Origin of the sequence: Desulfofustis glycolicus DSM 9705 (genome assembly GCF_900130015.1) — a bacterium.
GTDB lineage: Bacteria > Desulfobacterota > Desulfobulbia > Desulfobulbales > Desulfocapsaceae > Desulfofustis > Desulfofustis glycolicus.
In genome coordinates this window covers 109644-129511 of sequence record NZ_FQXS01000011.1, presented here as the reverse complement: position 1 = coordinate 129511, position 19868 = coordinate 109644, and the positions used below count along the sequence as shown (strand labels likewise).

Below are 19868 nucleotides of genomic sequence, written 5' to 3'. Positions count from 1 at the left end.
GGATTCCCCGGTGCTACTCAACTACTTAAAATCATACGAGACAGGCCGGGAAGTGACCGCAGGTATCAAAGCCTATATCACTCGGTATAATCATTATCGTCCGCATCAATCTCTTTCAGGAGCGACTCCAGATGAGGTTTATTGCGGCGAGGTGGCAACGGCAATTTGATGAAGCACGCGCACGGCCTTCCCCCGCGGGGGAAGGCCGTGCCTCAACCCCAGGGGCTATGGACATAACTTAAAATGACCGGACCGTGGTTTAGGAATGGGGACCACCGCTAACACACCGAGATGACGCCGGATAACAATCTTGCGGAAAATGCCATTCGCCCGTTCGTTGTCGGACGCAAAAACTGGATGTTTGCTGGAACCCCGAAAGGCGCGCGGGCCAGTGCCGATCTTTACAGCCTGATCGAGACGGCCAAGGCAAATGGCTTGGAACCGTATCGATATCTTCGCTACCTGTTCGAAAAGCTGCCGTTTGCGATGAGCACAGAAGAGTACCAGGCGTTACTGCCGATGCGGCTTGGCCCTGAGGATGTGGCCCTAAAGAATATTGCCAGTGGGGTTTAAAAGACGCTTACCTAATTTTCAAGACGTGGGTCTATTGGTGGTTCAATAACGGTAATATCAGCTGTTTGGCCAACGGTGAGTGCGAATCCTTCTGAATTTACTATACCAAGCTCATCTATAACATATAAATATGCAGTATCACCTTCATTGAAAGAACCTGAATTTACATTAGATGATATATAAGTAGTAGACCAAGAAAGAGGTAACTGAATTTCGCACGACGTTCTGTTCTCCCAAAATTGGTCGTCGCATAACTCGATTCTCGCTTGGCTTCCAACTTGAATGAAGTTGTCATCAAGATAAGCTTCAAACCCAGTCATATTGTTACCAGCATAGTTTTGCCAAAGAAACCAACGCCAATATTGAGGTGGATCGTTATGAGTCATTTTGTTAGTTTCCATTGCGGAATAAACAGAATCACCCGGTTGGTACCGTAGCATAGTATATGAGCCATCATAATTACCATCAAAACTCGACAAATTGATAATTAAATCGTGTCTGTACCAGGTGTTTTGTAGTGACGACATAACCTGGTTCATATAATTATCTGTACCGGCCGATCCTGTAGTTGGACCAGGGCGATTCATAAATTGTTTAGAAGAATTGGTCCAATTAAACATTGTCATCTGTGGCGCATCATCTTGGATGTCATCACGCCAATTTATTCTGAACATTTTCCATTGGCCATCTGTACTCCAACTTGCCCGTGTCCACCAGCTAACGAAAACTGTTTGATCTAATGCTATGTATTTGCCGTAGTCGTATTTTAGCGTGCTGTTACAACAAGCAGGATGTTCATGGCGAAGTGATTTTCCCCCTGAATGATACTGATCCGAAGATACTGTCGGGTCATAAGCGCCACCCTCATCAAAAACCCAACCACCACTGTTTACTGGTCGTGACCCAACAGTAGTTTCGTCAACAGTAAATCCGATAAAACTGTAATTTAAATCATTGTGGCCAAATTGGTCACCAGAAATATAGATAGTGTCACCGTGTTTAACAGTTCCAGTTACTTTTGAAATTATCGGATCGGCAAAGGTTGGTTTAGTAACATTACAGAAAAAGATTAGAATCAGGGAGAATAAGAGGATTGACTTTTTCATATCAGACCTTTGGTTGATAGTTCCAGAAATATTTTCTGTTAATCTGTTGATATCGATATAATTGTTGGCTTCGGTTCACCATCTGAATAGCTAATTCCTAGCAGAGGTCTTTGATTCGTATCAGCGGCTTCACTGGAAGCAAAATTGCGATAACTATCTGTTGTAGCAACAGCATCTGAATTTAACAGTAATCCGTAATTCGATTCAGGGTTAGCGAGCCAGTCATTTATCATCTGTGTGATGTCCCAACTCTTGTATCCAAGAGTCATGTCAATGTTGTTTGTGCTCTCGGAGGGACCAATATCAGCCTGCGCCATTGGCACATTGTTATAGCAACTGGTATTAGAGGTCCAGGTATTTGTTCCGTTATAGGTATAACCAGTAGCAGAAGATAGTGTTGGATTGTTGTTGATGACTTTGTGAGACGATACAGCGTAAATACTGTCACCACCGGCCGCTGTTGCGTATAGCTGTAGAACGGCGCTTTGAATGACCGCGTCTTGAGGGATTTGAGATAAATCAACTTTTATCAGGATTGCATTGGCAACCATATTCGCCGGCCAAGTATAGGTATTTAGTGAGGCAGAGGAAATATTGTTGTTTTGATCGAGATTGATGTATGTGTCTTCTATCGTGTTGGGGTAATCTGCTCCAGCTGTATTTCCAAACACTTTGGTGACTACATTGCTAATGCTACCGATAACCCCTGAAACTTGGGTGGAGTAGCCACTTTCTACCCCTTGCGTGTTATAGGCAACACAAACAAAAAAGTATTCAGTCCCGCATGTCAAGCCAGGAACCTCGGCGTATACTCTTTCATTTTGGGGAGCAATCATGCCAAAATCGACCGAAGCCGGATATGGTCCTCCATCACTTGTTCCGTAGTAAATCTTGTAGCCGGCAAGATCAGCCTCGGTATTTGGCAGCCAGGAGAAATTTTGTGCACACTCTGCTGTCAATCCATTTTTCGCCTGGGTTAGAACAAGCACACAGGCAATCAGGAGTAATAGTTTGATATATTTTTGGTACCTCATCATTCCTTCTCCTTATCTTAAAGTAAGTCTACGCGGATGCCCTTGCATTGATGTTGTTCACCGTATATCTCTTTTGTGGGAGATGCTATACAGCAGTATTGATAGAAACGGGGCATAGTGTAGTTTGGTATTTAAAATTTGCTACCGACTGCAATATAACCTATCTGTTCTACGCAGTGATCTGTCTCTTTGTCTTTTGATTGCTCTTCCTGCACTGTTATTTGTGTAGCAGTTGCAGTAGCTTTGTTGATTCTGAGAGAAATCGAATCTTCAGCGTTGATCGTTTGTGAATCTGCCACTACTAAAGGTATTTCTGTAAATGCTGTTTGAAGAGCAAGGACCGCCCAAGTGCTGTCGACGGGTTCGGTTGCAACAACTTCATACTGGAGATTGTGCAGTTCCCCTATGCCTGGCTCCCAGGCCAGATAGGCAACGGTTTCGTCTCCGTGACGGTTCTTCGTTTTTTCCTGCTCTTGGAATTTATACTGAAACGATAGCTGTGTCACGTTCTTGATTCTTCCTGTTACCGCGTCTGCCTCATTTGCGGTAATGACCTGGCTGAGAATAACAGGGATCTTCGTATAGGGCTGTTCCAGGCTGATCGTAGACATATTCGTGCCGCCGACAAACGTGCCGGCCTCAAGTTTCGAGCCGTCCGGCAGGGTGTAGGTGCCTTTTTCCAAAGCAATGTAGCTGAGTGTTTCCGGGGCGTGGTTTCCATCTAAATAATCCCACTCCTGGAGGCGGATGTCAAATCCGTTTGGCGTGATGTTGCGAATACGAACGGTAACCGGGGCAGCGTCGGCAAAGGTTGGCGGGCCGGCAATGACGATAGGGTCGATGAACGGCTGGCTGAAGCTAACGCGGGCCCAGTTGTGGTCCAACTGCAGCTCGCCAATCTCCAGGGGCAGATTGATTTCATTTTCTTCAGGAATAGAAATGGTCTGGGAGGTGGTTGCGGTTGCGCCTTGGTTATCGGTAACTACGAGGGTTACCGTGTAGTCAGCGGCGCCGGGGAATGTATGCTGGGGGTGGGGGCCAGTCGTGGTTGATCCATCACCAAAGTCCCAGGAGAAGGTTTCCAGCCAGCCGTCGGGGTCGCTGGAGGCAGAAGTGTCGAACGAAACGGTGTAGGGTGGTAGGTCGCTTTCAAGAAACGCGCTAAACGAGGCGATCGGTTCCTGGTTTTCCGGGGGCGGAGCGGTTATCACTACCGGAGTGGAGGCGTCTGCGGTCAAGCCGGCGCTGTCGGTTACCTGTAAGCGGGCGGTATAGCTGCCGGCTTGTTGGTAGGTATGGGAAACCGTGGCGCCGCTGGCCGTGGCTCCGTCGCCAAAATCCCAGTGGTAGGATGTTATGGGTGGTTGCTGCGTGTAAGAACCGCTGCCGTCAATCGAGACGTTATAGGGGGCCTCGCCGACTGCGTTGGAAGAAGAGATGACAGCTGTTGGCGGTTCCGGTGGTGGCGGTGGTGGTTCCGTGGCGGTAATAACCAGTGAGGTCTGGTGGGAAAGACCGGTGGTATCGTTTACGGTGAGCGTGGTTGTATAGGTGCCTGGTGTGGTGAAGCTGTGAGTCGTGGTTGCGCCTGTTGCCTCATTGCCGTCACCAAAATTCCAGGCGTAGGAGGCGATCTCCCCGGAAGAGCCGGAACCGTCCAAGGTCACGGAAAGCGGGGCGTTGCCCATGATCGTGGACGCTGTTATAACGGCCTGCAATTCAGGTGCGGGATTGGCGAAGGTAAACGGGAATGGTGCTGAGTGCGGGCTTTGGCTGCCGTCGCTGTAGAGTGCGGTGAGGGTGAAATCATATGTGCCGGGCTCGGTGGTGATGGAGCAGTCGAGGACTTGGGGGTCAACCGGTCCGTTTTCGCAGGCGAGTTCGGCGTTCTTGTAGAGTCGATAGGCAAGGATCTGTTTTTCTGTTATTGAGGGTGCGTCAAAGGAGAAGTTGACTTGCACGGCGTAGTCATGCGGGAGTGCATGGCTGTCAATGGGGAGCAAACACAGCAGAAAGAGAAACAGGAAATAACGATACATCATCAGTGGGTGTCTCATGAGTTCTCAGCTGACAAACATTATTATTAGTGGCGCTACGATGGCCTATCGCATTTCCTGTGCCTGAATTGTTAAAGGAAAAAGAACATTTGATTTCAGAATGTTGAGAGTTATTCTCAAAATCGCATGCTGCTGCAGGGAGAAAAATGAAACAGCGTTGTCGATTTTTTCCGCCATTGTTATTGGCTGAGTTGGTTGAGCAAATGAATAGACAAGGTGTAAGCGCACGTAATTAATTAATTTGTTTTGTTGGTTGAAAATCTCTTGCTGTAAACGAAGTTTCCGAAAACGACGTTTGCGCTAATAAAGTGATGTGATATTGGCATTTTGCGATGAATGCCAAAAAAGTTGGAGCGGTATGTTTCTGTCCACTGAAGGGGTTTTGATCATGGAAAAAACGAAAACTGCCGTGGGGGCTATTGTTCAGGCCAATTGGCGGCTTGTTTTCTTGCTTGTTATCCTGCCGGGATTCTTTTTTGCGGGATTTGGGGGGAATGACTCACGGGTCGAAAAAGAATTGTTTGATTTTGGCCATGTGGTCTTCTTTGCTGTTTTCGCCAGTGAACTGTTCCGGCAATTGGTGAAAAGGGGATGGAAGCAGAGGCCTGCTGCTCTTCTGGTTGCCGTGTTGGTTTGTCTGGCGGCCTTATCGATTGAGATCAGTCAAGCCTTTCTAGATGGCCGGCAGGCCGGAGTTCGGGATTTTGTTTATGGTTTGGTGGGGGGCTGCGCCGTACTTGTCTGGAAAATGGGAGAACAGCGAGGCGTTGGTATGGCTCTGCGGCGCGGGATCGTGGTCGGTGTTGTTGCCTGGTGCCTTTTTCCCCTGGTTTGTGCGGTGATCGACGAATACCGGATGTACCGGGGTTTTCCGGTTCTGGCTGATTTTGAGAGTTCTCTGGAGTTGTCTCGTTGGCAGAGCTCGGGGGAAATCAGCCGGGTGACAGATCCGGTGCAGAGTGGTGCGTATTCGCTGAAGGTGCTGCTTGATGCCGGTGTGAACGTGAATCGAAACAGGGTTTATGTGGTTCCTGTGAGCTGGCGGTGGGGCTTGCTTAAGAGATATTCCGTATTTCCGGAAGAGGGGTGTCGGGCGGTTTTCGGAAAATCTGAACTAAATTCCGGTTTCCCGAATATTACTGATGAGACGGTGTGTGCTTTTGCGCGAGAGGAAGTGGACATATCTCTCCTTTGAGGTTGTCTAGTTAACCGATATCATACGAATACATTTCACTATCCGGTCTCTTTGGTGTTTCTACCAACGCATCTATAGGTATCATTACCTAACCGGTATTAAGAACCATTTATCGCGTTTTCTCAGAAAAGAGAAAATGACGGGAAAATCTCTCGGGTTATCCTTCACGTCACGGCTTCAAAAGCTTTCTCTGTGTCTCGCTTGATCCATACCAGATTGAGAGTGGCACGAAAAATGCTCATTGATCAATAAATGCTGCTCGTATGCTCAGTTCAGTGTGTTTGGTGCCGGGGGGTACCGAATATGGCGGTGTGATCGGCTGGGCCTGTTGTTCAGTGGGGGGGGGATGTCTGGTACACTATGGAAGGCGCTTTTGCCTGCGGCTCTGGCGGTGATGGTGACGGCTGGTGATGCTCCAGCATTGCTCTTTGGCGATGGACACAATAAGTCTGAGGGTGATCAGTTTGCCTGGGAAGGCTCCTTTAGAACGGATACTACTCATCGGAATACATCCTTCCCGATACGTAAGCGGCGGGCACCAGGAGGCGTTGAGTTTGGCTGTATGGGAGGAAGTGATGCCATTATCGGGCCTTCTGTGTCTCGGTGCGCCTTCAATTCGTTTTTGGATGCTGCTCCTCATGCCGGATCAAAACGAGCCGATTTTGAGGTGGCTTTTACCTCGAATGATCATTCGTGCCAGGCTATCGTTCTTGACGATAATCTGGTCAATCCCGATGCTTTTGTCGCTTCCGATTATTACCGGGGTGCGCCCGGCCGGGTAAGCGGCGATTTTCCTTTTGAGATATCGACAGATGCTCTCGCCCAGATTCCGGAACCTCCTGCCATGATGTTGCTCGGGGCCGGCCTTGTTGCCGTGGCCGGTATGGTGAGACGGAAAGTCTTGCGTACCGAGAACTAACAGTGCCTCGTTAAAGTTCACTTCTGGCCGCGCTGTGGTTGTGGCGTGTCCTTTGGTAATGAATTGATGATTTTTGAATTTCTCTTTGTCATTAACTGATTACTATGATAGATAATCTGAGTTATGGTCAGGTTGATGGTTATCATGAGCGCCACAGAACCCCATGCCCTATATCTTCAATAAATACTATCCGCTCAGGAGTTTTGTCTTTCTCATCGGCGAGGCGTTGCTGATTTTCTTCTCGTTGTTGCTGGTCAGTTGGCTGTTCAAGGGCACGGCAATCCTTCGTATCGATCTGGCAATATGCGTTCAGCAGGCACTTCTGGTAACGCTGGTTTTTCAATCCTGTCTTTATTTCTTGGATCTGTATGATTTTCGCAGTAACTTTTCCATGACCGAAACGGCGGTCAAGATCACCCAGGCCTTTGGTGCCGGTTGTATTATTCTCGGAGCGTTTTACTATTTTATGCCTGCTGTGACGATCTCCAGCAGGATCTTCTGGTCGGGCTATTTCATCATCTATATTCTGATCTTGCTGTGGCGCGCTGCGTACAACTATGTCTTCAAGCATCGCCTGTTCGTTCAATCCATTATCATTTTTGGTACCGGGAAATTGGCCAGGGATATCACCCGGGAAATCGAAGACCGCTACGATTCGCCCTATCGCATTCTCGGATTTGCCGGAGCGGGTCGACCGGATTTTAATCCGCGCGGCATCGACGTCTACCAGGATATGAGCGTTGTTCAGAATCTATTTCCGCCGGAACGGCTTGACCGAATTGTGGTGGCTCTTGACGACCGTCGTGGCGGCACCCCTATCGAGCTGTTGCTCAATTACAAGTTGCAAGGGGTTGCCGTTGAGGAAGGTGCGCGGTTTTTCGAGCGGTTGACGGGCAAAATCATGGTAGAGAAAGTAGATCCGTCTGCCATTATCTATTCCGATGGTTTTGCCATCGGCAAGATTCAGTCCTATTTGAAGCGGGGAAGCGATATTATATTAGCCGTGCTGCTGCTTCTTCTTGCTTCCCCCATCATGCTCCTGGCGGCCTTGATCATCAAGCTGGAATCACCCGGGCCTTTTTTCTACAGCCAGGAACGGGTGGGCAAAGGACGTCAAACATTTAACGTGCTCAAATTTCGGTCCATGGTACAAGATGCGGAGAAAAACGGGGCTATCTGGGCGGCGGCCGATGATGCCCGGGTTACCCGGTTCGGGAAATTCATCAGGAAAACGAGGATCGATGAATTGCCGCAGCTCTTCAACGTATTGAAAGGGGAGATGAGTCTGGTCGGGCCCCGACCGGAGCGGCCGGTGTTTGTCGAACAGCTGAAAAAGGTGATCCCCTTTTACGACATCAGGCATGATATTCGGCCCGGCGTGACCGGCTGGGCCCAGGTGTGCTACCCGTACGGCGCCTCGGAGGAGGATGCCTTGCGCAAACTCGAATATGACCTCTACTATATGAAACACATTTCCTTGGCGTTGGATGTCCTCGTCATCTTCAAGACGATCAAGACCGTGCTGTTCGCAAAAGGCGGTCGCTGATCGATGACCCGGTTTGTACCCATGAATAGTCGCCAGTTCTTCAATACCAAGATGCCATGTGCGGTATAGCCGGCTATTTCAACTTGGGCAACCGGCCGGATGATGGCCGGCGGGTGCTCGAACGGATGATTTACCCGCTTGCTCATCGCGGGCCCGACGGGTTTGGTTTTTTTCAGGATGAAATTGCCGGGTTAGCCCACGCCCGGCTGTCGATCATCGATCTTGCCGGGGGCTGGCAGCCGATCACCAATGAAGACCGGACGCTGTGGATCATTTTCAACGGCGAGATCTTCAATTACCCGGAACTGCGGGCGGAGCTGCTGCAACGGGGTCATGTTTTTACCACCGAATCGGACACCGAGGTCATCCTGCACCTGTTTGAAGAAAAAGGGACGGATTGTCTGGCTGAGCTGAACGGGCAATTTGCCCTGGCCATCTATGATGCGCGCCGGCGTTCTCTTTTTCTGGCCAGGGACCGTATGGGCATTCGCCCGCTCTTTTACACGGTTCATGCCGGGGTATTCTATTTTACCTCCGAGGTGAAAGCGCTTTTTAGTGGTGTCGCCGGGCTGCCCCGGCAGATCGAACCGCGCGTTCTCGGGGAAATTTTCACGTTCTGGAGCGGGGCCGGTGAGCAGAGTATTTTTACCGGGGTCAAGCAGCTGTTGCCCGGCCACTGGCTGGCGGTCGATAGCGCCGGTCTGAAGGGGCCGCAGTCGTTCTGGTCACTGCCGTTTTGCCCCGATGAACCCGGGAAGAGAACTGAACAAGACTATGCTGAGGAGCTGCGCGCCCTGCTGATCGATGCCGTCCGGCTTCGCCTGCGGGCCGATGTGCCGGTCGGCGCCTATCTGAGCGGCGGCCTTGACTCGTCGGCCATTACTGCGCTCGTCAGGCACTATACGAGCAATCCCCTGAAGTCCTTCTCCGTTGCTTTTGCCGATTCGGTATATGACGAAACGGCCGAACAGCAGGCGATGGTGGACCATCTCACGACTGACCATCACCGGGTGTCCTGCTCCTATGGGGATATCGCCGCGGCTTTTCCGCAGGTGATCTGGCACACTGAAACGCCGATCCTGCGCACCGCGCCAACGCCATTGTTTTTGTTATCCGGTTTGGTGCGTCGCAATGATTACAAGGTGGTGCTGACCGGTGAAGGTTCCGATGAGATCCTCGGCGGCTATGATATCTTCAAGGAGGCGAAAATCAGGGCGTTTATCAAGGCCTGTCCCGATTCACGGCTGCGCCCGCTGCTGCTCAAGCGGCTCTACCCCTATCTGGCCCTGTCGCCGACCAGATCAGCGCAATATGCCCGCAGCTTCTTCGATACCGACGAAGTGCCTGATGAACTGTTTTATGCCCATCGTCCCCGCTGGAAAACAACAGCCGGCACCCAGGTGTTTTTCACCGATGAGTTCGCGGCTCAGGTCGTCACTCCGGAGAGCACGCTTGCCGATATGGCGGCGGAGCTGCAGGGCCTTGATTTTTTCAATCGCGCCCAGTTTGTTGAGTGCCGGATGCTGCTCGCCAATTACCTCCTCTCCTCCCAGGGCGACCGGATGGCCATGGCTCACTCGGTGGAAGGGCGGTACCCGTTTCTCGATCACCGGGTTGTCGAGTGTGCCGGGCGGATTCCGACCCGCTATAAAATGAAGGTGCTCGATGAAAAGCATATCTTGAAAATGGCGGTGCGGGATCTCTTGCCGGAAGCCATTGTCAGGCGCAAGAAACAACCCTACATGGCTCCTGACATTTTGAGTTTTTTTGGTGAACGGGAGCCCGACTATCTTTCCTATTATCTCTCCGAGCCGCTGTTGCGCGAAGCGGGGATGTTCAGACCGCAGGCGGTGGCGAAACTGGTTGAGAAATGCCGGAAAAGAAGCCGGCAGGGGTTCAAGGAGAATATGGCCTTCGTCGGCATCCTCTCCAGCCAGATTGTCTATGACAAGATGATCAAGAACTTTCGGGTGGACATCCCCGACCGTCTGGAATCTGTGAAAGTGGTCTCTTAGCGGCCATACAAACAATGAAAAGGAACGTTGATGGAAGAGAACATTGCTACAATACGTGCTTTTATTTTTGAAAGTTTTTTATTCGACGCTAACGATGATCTCCTGCAGAACGACACATCGTTTCTGGATGAAGGCATCATTGATTCGACCGGAGTTCTCGAACTGGTCGATTGGCTGGAGGAGCGGTTCGGCATCTCGGTCGAAGACGATGAGCTCGTTCCCGAGAATCTTGACAGCGTCAACGCGCTGGCGGCGTTTATCGACAGGAAGAAGAGCAATTGATGCAGTCTGACGGGCTGATCCACGGTTTTCTGGAACGTGCCGCCGGCTCCTGGCCGGAGAAGACGGCGCTCGTGCATGGTGAGCTGCGTCTCAGCTATGGAGAGCTCCTTCTGCGTGCGGAGCGGGTTTGTCAGTGGCTCCTGCAGCATGATGTGCACAAGGGTGATCGGGTCGCCCTGCTGACCGATCAGCCCGCTGACTACATTGCCGCCTATTTCGGAGTGCTGGCCGCCGGCGGTATTGTCGTCGGGCTCAACACCCAGACATCGAAGCGTTCGCTGACTTCGGTACTTTCTGACTGTGGAGCCACGGTTATCCTCTCTCAGCAGCGTTTCGCCAAATACCAGGCCGTGTTCGACGAGCTACCCTTATTGCACCATGTCGTCTTGGATACCGCGGCATTGTGGCAGGATGAGCAGAGGAAAGAGAGCCGGCCCGGCCCGGTCATTATGCCGGAAGATATCGGCCAGATCATCTATACGTCCGGGACCACCGGGAGCCCGAAAGGGGTGATGCTGCGGCATCAGAACCTGGTTGCCAATACCCGCTCGACGATCAGTTATCTGGGGCTCACCCAGCGCGACACGATCATGGCCATTCTGCCGTTTTTTTACTCCTACGGCAATTCCGTGCTGCTCAGCCATATTGCTGTTGGCGGGACGCTGGTGGTCAACCAGAGCTTTCTCTATCCCAAGGTGATTCTCGATCAGATGGTTGAAGAACAGGTGACCGGGTTGTCCGGTGTGCCGTCGACGTTTGCCATTCTGCTCAATCGCTCCCCGGTCCGGGAGTATACGTTCCCGTCCCTGCGCTATCTGACGCAGGCCGGGGCGGCCATGGCGCCTTCCCTGGCGCAACGGCTCAGCGAGGTCTTTCCCGGGGTTGCTATTTACATCATGTACGGCCAGACCGAGGCCGCTCCGCGCCTGAGCTACCTGGAGCCTAAGCGACTCGTCGACAAAGCCGGGTCGATTGGCAAGGCGATTCCGGGTGTTGTGCTCGAGGTCTGTCGTCCAGACGGCTCCCCGGTTCCCGTCGGCGAGGTCGGGGAGATCGTGGCCAGCGGCGACAATATCATGGCCGGTTATTGGCGACAGCCTGATGAAACGGCAAAGGTCCTGCGAGATGACAAGCTGTGGACGGGTGATCTGGCGCGGATTGATGAGGATGGATTTCTCTACATTGAGGGCCGTAAGAGTGCCATGATCAAATCCGGTTCGCACCGGATCGCGCCAAAAGAGATCGAAGAAGTGATCATGGAGTACGCAGGGATTCACGAGGTCGCCGTGGTTGGCGTTCCCGATGAGATCCTTGGCGAAAAAATCGTTGCCTTTGTTGTGCTCAAAGAGCAGGTCCAGATATCCGGAAAAGAATTGATTCAGTACTGTCATCGCCAGCTACCTGCTTTTAAAATTCCGCAGCATGTTATTTTCCTTGATGAACTTCCCAAGACCGATACGGGGAAGGTCAAAACCACCTTGCTTCATCTTTAAACTGTTGTATTTCCAGATGTATAAAAGATATTTCCAGACGGCATGAGGCTGTACTGAAGATGGCGGTGGTTTTTCCGCTTTTTCGATAATCGGTTCGTTTTTCCGGAAAATTGATCGTTGTTAGAGGCTGTGAATTTGCCAGGCGGAGTTTGACAATTGTCTGTTTTTCGCGACACTGTTGAGCCGTGGAGGTAATAGGTTCTGTTCGCATTGTCTGGCATGGCTATTGCTTACCTAACTGAAAGGGGGCGTAGTGGGGGGCATTACGTCACTTGTGCACTAGCAGGTGGAGGCCGTGATGAAGATCTTGAAATGTGTAGTGCCCGCTGTCGTTGGCATCGTTTTTAGTTTGTTTGCCGGTTCCTCGTTTGCACTGCCCATTGCCGGACAAGAAGCTGTTTTGAGTTATTCGGATAACCCTGAAACTTACGGCGGTGGTTCTCCGTTATATGGTGGCGAATTCCTTGTCGATATTTATGATGGCGAAAAATTAAATGAAAGTTTCATCAGTTTCTGCCTCGAAAAAAATGAGTATATCACCCTTGGTACGAGCTATACAATTGTCGGAGTTGACGATTATGCGGCCAAAGGAGGAGGTACTGTCTCCAGCGGCGCGGTTCTTGAAGAAGGCGAGTGGCGGGACGAGGTTTCTCAAGCAACTAAATGGTTGATGTACAATTATCTGTTTGGTGACTACTCTTTCTCCCGTGTCAATGCCATATCGCCCGATACAAATGCGAATGATTTGCAACGACTCATCTGGTTTATGGAGGGTGAGATCACTTCACTAGCCACAGCAACTGCAAATAATATTTTTACCACATATCTCAAGGACAAATTTAATGATAAGGATTACATATTTGCCTACAGCGACAATGTTAAGGTTTTGAACCTTGAATTGAATGGTGGCTATGCACAGAGCCAACTGGTCGCTGCCCCGGTTCCCGAACCGGCGACGATGCTTCTTTTTGGTGCTGGACTCATCGGCTTGGCTGGCGTAGCCAAGAGGCGGGTGAGAAAATAAGCTCGTAGAGAGGTTGAATACTTGCCGACGTTTGAGGCGGTAACGACAAATGATCTGTCGCTACCGCCTCTTTTTATTGTATTAATCAAAATCTTGCCACAGATACCTGTTTCACTTTATCCCTGAGCTCTATCATAGGCTGCGCAAATCAATGCGCTATTTCGTCGATATCGGTGATCAGTTGCGGAGACATGTGCAGGTAACTGGTTGTTGATCGTTTCGTGTCTATGTCCTTGAAGACTCTTTCCACTTGTTCTTCACTCAGACCGATCTCCCGGGCGACGTCTGCGGCCGGTATGTCGTGATTCTTGGCATAGAGGCAGATGTCCATCTTGTCATGGGCAAGGCTGAAATAAAATTCGTCCTGGCCCTGGGGCAGTGAGTAGGTGTCGGTGGTCGGCGGCCGGCGACGGATTTCTTCTGGGACGCCGAGATATTCGGCGAGTTGATAGACCTGGGTCTTGTAGAGGTGGGCGATGGGTTTGATGTCGGCGGCGCCGTCGCCCAACTTGACGAAAAATCCTTGATCGTATTCCAGGCGATTTGGGGTACCGGCTACTGCAAAGTTGAGGCAGTCGGCATGATAGTACTCGAACATCTTGCGGATCCGCTGCTTGAAGTTGGTTGCGGCGACAATGCCAAGATAGGCCTGAAGCGGGAGCCGCTTTTTGATCGTTTCCCCTGCCGGGTTCTCGGCGATTATGGAGAAGACGGTGTAGCCCGGATTGTCAACGACACTTGGAATAACGATTTTTGATTTCCAGGTGCTGGTGTACTCAGGGATGACCTGACGCACTGCTTCCTCATAACGCTTGTAGAATTTGACCGCTTCCAGTGTTTTTGAGATATCTTCGTGGATCCGCTCTACGGCAAATGTGTCGGCGAGCATATTGCTCAGGTACAAGGTTTCTTCGGCGGAGTGTCGCTCCGGCATCTGCAGGGCCAGGACGCGCTCTCGACCGAGCGCCTTGACTGCCAGAGCCAAGGTGACGCTGCTGTCGATCCCACCTGAAATGCCGATGACCAGTCCCTTGCGCTTCATAACCCGCAGCAGTTCCACCAGGCGCTGGGAGATTCTGTCAATTTCCTGATCGGGGTTAAGGACGAGAGTTTCCTCTATGGATTGTCGATGTGTCATGTTCTTCCGCCTTGTTTGTACTTCTTGATTGAAGAAAAATCGTGTGCTTCACATAGTCAGGGGTGACCCTCTGCGCTTGTTTCCAGGGGAGCGACATGGTTTGTCGGCCCGCACCTCTTTGGTAGTGTACTATCGTATTGGTTAGGATAAAGAAATCCATGGATTATCTCAAGCAACAAGAGCATTCAGGCATGAAAAAGGCGCGAAATAAAACCGTGATGTGGGAAGTAGTGCAGACGCAACGCTTTCATTGGAGGTGTGTCAACAAACATTTCGATAGGTGACAGGTCCTGGCGATATTTCCTGTCCTGATAAATGATGAACTGACTGACTTGAGATATATCATGAAATGTTTTCGGAACTCGTGCGTGAGCCTGCTTCGTGCAACGCATTGTCAATATTACTATGGAATGGTGACAAAACTACTATTATATACATAATAACAGCTATCTAAAGACGTACTTATTTCAGAAAGAGTTTCGTGTGCTCTGTCAACAGACATTTATTGAGGGGAATTGTTGACAACACTGCTGTCAAAAATCAGGTATTGTTGACAGGATGGAGTGCCTTCAATGGTGGTCGATTGATTTTTTCACAAAACGGTATGCTGTTTCTCGGTTGTGCGTTTCAGGTGGAGCTGATAAGGCTGGATTCCGCGCTCTTTTGCTGCTGGTCCGCCTGTCAACAAACAGCCTTTCATTTTTTGTTGATGACAGATAACCAATTAAAATAAATACAATAATATGATATTCTGCTGTCTCGTCATTTTCAACGGCACACTGTTTGACCTGGCAGAGAACAAATCGTTAATCTTTTCCTACGGGTGTCAACAAATAACCGACAGTTGACGAGGTTTTGCTCGATTACCCGGGAAAATGGTATTTTTGCTCTGTGGGTGCATTAAAACGCACGCACTGTGGGCTCGGAAACACGCCCTCTCTCTACGAAACATAGTCGGCAATTTTTTTGGTGCAGAAGGGAATTCTGAATTTTTCAGCGCAGCCGGTACGAATAAAAGCGTGCAGACTATAGTGAATACGACATCTCCGTTTGCCCTTTATGGTGAAACAGAGTCGTTCTTGCTCGAAGCGTCATTTTCAGTTTGCATGGTAAATGTGATAAATGTGGTAGTAATTTTTATTTTTAAATTGCACTGAATCATTGAATCTCCTTGATAATATCATTGAGGATGGTATGTAAGAGGAGTTAGACTGCATTGCAATTGGGGGTGTTAATGCGGGGTGCGGGGGTTTGCAAACTGTGTCGGGGTAAACCGCCGCTTTTCTTGGCGAGCGTACGGCAACCAGGCGATGGTCGATAAAGAAAAAGTCTTTGAGAAAATCAAGTTGTCAGGCAATCTGCCGACACTTCCGGAAATACTTGTCAAACTCCTTGATGCCTGCAACAGTGAAGGAGCGTCGCTCTCGTACATCGCCTCATTGATCAGTAAAGATCCGGTGCTGACGTTTAAGGTCTTGCAGCTGGTTAACTCCGCCTATTATTCGGTGCCGCGTCGTTTTACCGGTATAGAACCGGCGGTAGTCTATCTCGGTGCCAACAGCATCAGAAATCTTGCCGTTGCCACATCGATTCATCAGGTGTTTGACCGGGGGCGATTCAGCAAGATCAAGCATTTCAATCTCAATGACTTCTGGTGGCACTCATTGCTTTGTGCAACACTGGCCAGGCGCATTGCCGTCAAGACCGGTTTTGCCAGTCAGGACGAAGCGTATCTTGCCGGCCTGTTGCACGATGTGGGGCGACTGGTGCTGGTGTCGACCTTCCCGAAAGAGCACGAGGCGATCCTGCTCGATACGCAGGATGAAAACAACAAGATCTGGGCCGAAAACCAGTTGATCGGCGTTAATCACTGTGAGGCAGGGTATTGGCTGGTCGGGGAGTGGAAAATCAACTCTCTGATGGCCGAGTCGATCAGGTGTCATCACGATTCGATTGAGCACATTGGAGAAAGTTTTCCGCTCATCAAGATTGTCTACCTGGCAAATGTACTGAGTAAGAGCCGTAGTGGCGTGGATCAGGTTGCCGAAATTGCCGAGCGGCTCTTGTCATTTTCCCCTGAAGCGCTTCAGAAGATTGTCGATGGCGCAACTGAAGAGATCCTCGCTATCGCAGAGGGGTTTGAGGTTCGGCTGAAGCCTCCTGGGCAGAGAAAACGTAAGGCGCGTCAGAATCAGACAGAACAACTCGAAACCGCCCAGATGGCGGCGATCGGGGGGGAGGTGCGTGAGGACGGTCTCGAAGGAGACCGTCCCGCCACCGAACTTTCCGATGCGGAACAGGAGTTGCTCGGCCGGGTCAAGAGCGTTTCCTTGCTTTCCGGATTTCTGGAAACGTTGAGCAGGTGCGGTGAAAGCACTGAAATTATCGCCTCTTTTGAACAGTGCCTGAACGTCTTGTTTGATATCGACAAGGTCCTGTTTTTTCTGCCTGACCGCGATAATGTGCTGCTCGTTGGGCGAGCCTCCGAGAACAGTACGCTCCATGATGCCAGTGAAGGGTTGGTTTTGGCGGTCCAGCGAAGTTCCAGTATGATTGTCGCATCCTACCGGGATCAGTCTGAGACCTCGATTCATCAGGGTGAGCATGGTCTCCAGCCGTCCGATCACCAGATTTTGCTGCTCATGCAGTGTCAGGCAGCGCTGTGTATACCGTTGGGGACCGTGGATCAGCCGGTGGGCGTCGTGGTGCTTGGTTTGCCAAAGGGCTTGTGTTTCCTGTCTATTGAGGACCGCAAACTGATCCGCACGATTGCCCGGCAGGCGGGGCTGAGTCTGTCGATCGACCGGATGAAGAAGAGCAAGGCCGAAGAGATCGAGGCTGAGCGGTTGGCCGCCATTTCCATGACGGCCCGCAAGTTTGCCCACGAAGTCAATAATCCTCTCGGTATTATCAGTAATTATTTGACCTCGCTAAAATTGAAACTGCCGGATGCGGCGGAGGTGAGTGGCGATCTGGACATTATCGGTGAAGAGATCAGCAGAATTTCGACGATGGTGAGTCGCCTTGGTTTTTTTTCTCGGGAAACATTTGTTGATTACGAAGAGGTGAATGTCAACGAGGTGGTTGCCGATATCGTGCGCCTGGTCAAAACGACGATCTTTTCCTCTGAAGACAAGGTCCTCACGTTTGTGCCAGATCAGTCGCTCGTCAATATCCGAACCTCACCATCGGCGATTAAACAAATCGTTATCAATCTGCTCAAAAACAGTGGTGAGGCCCTGGTTGACGGAGGACGGGTCGAGATACGCACCAAGCTCTTGCGGCAGGGCGGCGACGAAGGCGATACGCCTGGTGTTGAGTTGATTATCGATGATAATGGTCCGGGGCTTCCTCAAAACGTTCGTGAAAATTTATTCCAGCCGTTTTTTACCACCAAAGGCACCGGTCACTCCGGCCTGGGCCTTTCCATAGTTTACAAAGCGGTCACGGATTTAGGCGGAGATATTACCTGCAGTGGAGGCTCGACCTCCGGGACCAGGTTTACCATTCATCTGCCATCGGTTCCGGAACGCGCAACGGACGAATTGCGATGACTGGAGACACCCACATCCTGCTGGTTGATGACGAGCATCGTTTCATCGAAAGCTTACAGCACATCCTCACTCATTACGGTTATGCCTGCGCTCCGGCTTACAGTGGTCAGCAGGCTATCGAGCTGCTGAGCCAGGGGGAGTATGATGTCGCCCTGCTCGATGTCGGTCTGCCCGATATTTCCGGTCTGGATGTGGCCCGGCACATCAGAAAAACGTACCCGATGACCACCAGTGTCATGCTGACCGGGATAAATACCGCGGAAACAGCTGTTCAGGCGCTGCGGCTCGGTGCCTACGATTTTCTCAATAAACCGATCAACCATGAGACTTTGCTTCGCACACTCGATCGCGCTATCGATCACAGCCGGCTGCAGCGGGAACTCAAATCAAGTTTAGATCGTTGTCAGGCCTTGGCCGATGTGGCCTGGGAGGGCATCGTTTTTCATGCCGACGGTTGTCTGCTGGAGGGCAACAAACAGTTTTTCCGAATGTTCGGCTATTATGGTGATGAATTCAACGGTGACCGGTTTTTAGATAAGATCATCAGTAAAAATGAAATCAAGCGACTCAAGCCGCTGCTGCTCGGGGAGGACTCCGGGATTATTCAGACGGTCGGCCGGCATCGGAACGGCACGGAGTTGCCGCTTGAAGTCAAGGCCCGCACCGTTGATTATGCCGGCCGCAGCGCCCATGTCCTGATTGTGCGGGATATGTCAGAGCGGGTCAAGATGGAGCAGGAAAATATCGATTTGCACAAAAAACTTGCCATGGCCGGCAAATTCAAAGCGCTCGGTATGATGGCCGGGTCGGTGGCTCACGATCTCAATAACATACTGACCGCGGTGGTCAGCTATCCTGAATTGCTGTTGTGTCAAATGAAGGAGTCCGATCGCTATTATCGGGAGATCAAAAAGATCCAGGAGGCAGGCAAGCGGGCCGCGGCGGTGGTCAGCGACCTGGTGTCGATCGCGCGTGGCGGGAGCCGCAAGACAGAACCGGCCAATCTCAATGAGATTATCATCAGTCATCTCGATTCGATCGAACACAATGAAAGACTGGCTCGGTTCCCGGAAGTACAAATCTTTACCCGCTTGCAGCAGAACCTGCATCGAATAGAATGCTCTCCCCCGCATATCAACAAATTACTGCTCAATCTGATCGGCAACGCATTGGAGGCGATCAGCGGTACCGGGGCGGTTCACCTGACTACCAAAAACTGTACGCTTTCCCGTGAGATTGCCAATGGTGAGGTGGTGCTTAAACCCGGTAAATACGTCAAGTTGACCGTCACAGACAGCGGACCGGGTATCCCGGATGGTACGCTGGAACGGATTTTCGATCCGTTCTATTCAACCAAGAAAACTGAGAAAAGCGGTACCGGACTGGGATTGACTATTGTCTGGAATATCGTTCAGGATCATAAGGGCTGGGTGGATGTGAAGAATGGCGAGCCGGGCGCTATTTTCGAGATATTCCTGCCCGCTTGTGCCGCTTCCCGGGAAACCGGAGCAACCGCGATGGATCGGGTGCCGTATGCGATGGGCAAAGACGAGTTGATTCTGCTTGTTGATGACAGCCATGAACAAAACATGGTGATGGGCGAGATGCTGAAGATTCTCGGCTACCGCACCCATGCGGTTAATTCGGGTGAAAAAGCGCTTGATTTCTTAAATCTCCAACCAGCAGATGTTGTGATACTTGATATGAACATGGGCGACGGCTTGAATGGACGACAGACCTATGAGCAGATCTTGAAAATACGGCCGGATCAGAAGGCGATTATCGTTACCGGGTATTCCGATCATGTGGAAATTATGAGAGCACAAGATCTTGGTATCGCGATGGCACTTGAAAAGCCGGTTACTTTCGACGTAATCAGTCGCGCCTTGCGCGCCACGATCGAATCGCCTTCCTCGAATTGATCACACCGTT

Annotated in this window: 14 protein-coding genes and 1 pseudogene; 11 read left to right on the top strand and 4 right to left on the bottom strand. The window is 50.8% G+C overall.

The features are described from left to right. Window positions 1-10 precede the first annotated feature (10 nt). On the top strand, window positions 11-169 hold the full coding sequence (locus tag BUC26_RS24535) for an integrase core domain-containing protein (protein ID WP_208609770.1): 159 nt from the start codon (window positions 11-13) through the stop codon (window positions 167-169). Between the two features lie 131 nt (window positions 170-300). Continuing rightward, window positions 301-573 (top strand): annotated as a pseudogene (locus tag BUC26_RS10905) (transposase domain-containing protein); the annotation flags it as partial. An 11-nt stretch (window positions 574-584) separates the two neighbouring features. Here BUC26_RS10905 and BUC26_RS22990 read toward each other — a convergent pair. The 3 genes from BUC26_RS22990 to BUC26_RS10895 form a co-directional block, all read right to left on the bottom strand. Then, on the bottom strand, window positions 585-1679 hold the full coding sequence (locus BUC26_RS22990; RefSeq protein WP_143165984.1) for a hypothetical protein: 1095 nt from the start codon (window positions 1677-1679) through the stop codon (window positions 585-587). 38 nt (window positions 1680-1717) lie between these two features. Next, the gene (locus BUC26_RS10900) at window positions 1718-2716 is read right to left on the bottom strand and encodes a DNRLRE domain-containing protein (protein ID WP_073375946.1); all 999 of its coding nucleotides are present in this window, start codon (window positions 2714-2716) and stop codon (window positions 1718-1720) included. 128 nt (window positions 2717-2844) lie between these two features. Further along, window positions 2845-4755, bottom strand: a complete 1911-nt coding sequence (locus tag BUC26_RS10895) for a PKD domain-containing protein (protein ID WP_073375944.1) — start codon at window positions 4753-4755, stop codon at window positions 2845-2847. A gap of 403 nt (window positions 4756-5158) precedes the next feature. On the opposite strand from BUC26_RS10895, the gene BUC26_RS10890 reads away from it, so the two are divergent. The 7 genes from BUC26_RS10890 to BUC26_RS10860 all read left to right on the top strand — a co-directional run bounded on the left by BUC26_RS10890 (window position 5159) and on the right by BUC26_RS10860 (window position 13244). Next, window positions 5159-5965: a VanZ family protein gene (locus BUC26_RS10890; RefSeq protein ID WP_143165983.1), complete on the top strand. Its 807-nt coding sequence runs from the start codon at window positions 5159-5161 to the stop codon at window positions 5963-5965. A gap of 346 nt (window positions 5966-6311) precedes the next feature. Continuing rightward, window positions 6312-6884, top strand: coding sequence for a PEP-CTERM sorting domain-containing protein (locus BUC26_RS22985; protein WP_143165982.1), 573 nt, complete (start codon window positions 6312-6314; stop codon window positions 6882-6884). A 163-nt stretch (window positions 6885-7047) separates the two neighbouring features. After that, window positions 7048-8430, top strand: coding sequence for a TIGR03013 family XrtA/PEP-CTERM system glycosyltransferase (locus BUC26_RS10880; protein ID WP_073375940.1), 1383 nt, complete (start codon window positions 7048-7050; stop codon window positions 8428-8430). Window positions 8431-8486: 56 nt separating this feature from the next. After that, window positions 8487-10445 carry an asparagine synthase (glutamine-hydrolyzing) gene (gene asnB / locus BUC26_RS10875; RefSeq protein ID WP_073375939.1) on the top strand — a complete coding sequence of 653 codons (1959 nt, stop codon included), beginning with the start codon at window positions 8487-8489 and terminating at the stop codon, window positions 10443-10445. A gap of 30 nt (window positions 10446-10475) precedes the next feature. Further along, window positions 10476-10727, top strand: coding sequence for an acyl carrier protein (locus BUC26_RS10870; RefSeq protein WP_073375938.1), 252 nt, complete (start codon window positions 10476-10478; stop codon window positions 10725-10727). After that, a complete protein-coding gene (locus BUC26_RS22980) occupies window positions 10727-12220 on the top strand; it encodes a class I adenylate-forming enzyme family protein (protein WP_073375936.1) in 1494 nt (497 codons plus the stop codon). Before BUC26_RS10870 ends, BUC26_RS22980 begins: the two co-directional genes overlap by 1 nt. A gap of 298 nt (window positions 12221-12518) precedes the next feature. Continuing rightward, on the top strand, window positions 12519-13244 hold the full coding sequence (locus tag BUC26_RS10860; protein WP_073375935.1) for a PEP-CTERM sorting domain-containing protein: 726 nt from the start codon (window positions 12519-12521) through the stop codon (window positions 13242-13244). Window positions 13245-13392: 148 nt separating this feature from the next. On the opposite strand, the gene nadE is transcribed toward BUC26_RS10860, so the two are convergent. After that, complete coding sequence (gene nadE / locus BUC26_RS10855) at window positions 13393-14382, bottom strand: NAD(+) synthase (RefSeq protein WP_073375933.1); 990 nt, start codon at window positions 14380-14382, stop codon at window positions 13393-13395. Between the two features lie 1310 nt (window positions 14383-15692). Here nadE and BUC26_RS10850 point away from each other — a divergent pair. After that, on the top strand, window positions 15693-17936 hold the full coding sequence (locus BUC26_RS10850) for an HDOD domain-containing protein (protein ID WP_073375932.1): 2244 nt from the start codon (window positions 15693-15695) through the stop codon (window positions 17934-17936). Further along, window positions 17933-19858 carry a hybrid sensor histidine kinase/response regulator gene (locus tag BUC26_RS10845; RefSeq protein ID WP_073375931.1) on the top strand — a complete coding sequence of 642 codons (1926 nt, stop codon included), beginning with the start codon at window positions 17933-17935 and terminating at the stop codon, window positions 19856-19858. Before BUC26_RS10850 ends, BUC26_RS10845 begins: the two co-directional genes overlap by 4 nt. Window positions 19859-19868 lie beyond the last annotated feature (10 nt).

What these genes read in the sequence shown, in the direction of transcription:
- BUC26_RS22980 (WP_073375936.1), top strand. Translation starts at nt 10,727, where the DNA reads ATGCAGTCTGACGGGCTGATCCACGGTTTTCTGGAACGTGCCGCCGGC.
- BUC26_RS10895 (WP_073375944.1), bottom strand. Translation starts at nt 4,755, where the DNA reads ATGATGTATCGTTATTTCCTGTTTCTCTTTCTGCTGTGTTTGCTCCCC.
- BUC26_RS10870 (WP_073375938.1), top strand. Translation starts at nt 10,476, where the DNA reads ATGGAAGAGAACATTGCTACAATACGTGCTTTTATTTTTGAAAGTTTT.
- asnB (WP_073375939.1), top strand. Translation starts at nt 8,487, where the DNA reads ATGTGCGGTATAGCCGGCTATTTCAACTTGGGCAACCGGCCGGATGAT.
- BUC26_RS10850 (WP_073375932.1), top strand. Translation starts at nt 15,693, where the DNA reads ATGGTCGATAAAGAAAAAGTCTTTGAGAAAATCAAGTTGTCAGGCAAT.
- BUC26_RS10880 (WP_073375940.1), top strand. Translation starts at nt 7,048, where the DNA reads ATGCCCTATATCTTCAATAAATACTATCCGCTCAGGAGTTTTGTCTTT.
- nadE (WP_073375933.1), bottom strand. Translation starts at nt 14,382, where the DNA reads ATGACACATCGACAATCCATAGAGGAAACTCTCGTCCTTAACCCCGAT.
- BUC26_RS22985 (WP_143165982.1), top strand. Translation starts at nt 6,312, where the DNA reads ATGTCTGGTACACTATGGAAGGCGCTTTTGCCTGCGGCTCTGGCGGTG.
- BUC26_RS10860 (WP_073375935.1), top strand. Translation starts at nt 12,519, where the DNA reads ATGAAGATCTTGAAATGTGTAGTGCCCGCTGTCGTTGGCATCGTTTTT.
- BUC26_RS10900 (WP_073375946.1), bottom strand. Translation starts at nt 2,716, where the DNA reads ATGATGAGGTACCAAAAATATATCAAACTATTACTCCTGATTGCCTGT.
- BUC26_RS10845 (WP_073375931.1), top strand. Translation starts at nt 17,933, where the DNA reads ATGACTGGAGACACCCACATCCTGCTGGTTGATGACGAGCATCGTTTC.
- BUC26_RS10890 (WP_143165983.1), top strand. Translation starts at nt 5,159, where the DNA reads ATGGAAAAAACGAAAACTGCCGTGGGGGCTATTGTTCAGGCCAATTGG.
- BUC26_RS22990 (WP_143165984.1), bottom strand. Translation starts at nt 1,679, where the DNA reads ATGAAAAAGTCAATCCTCTTATTCTCCCTGATTCTAATCTTTTTCTGT.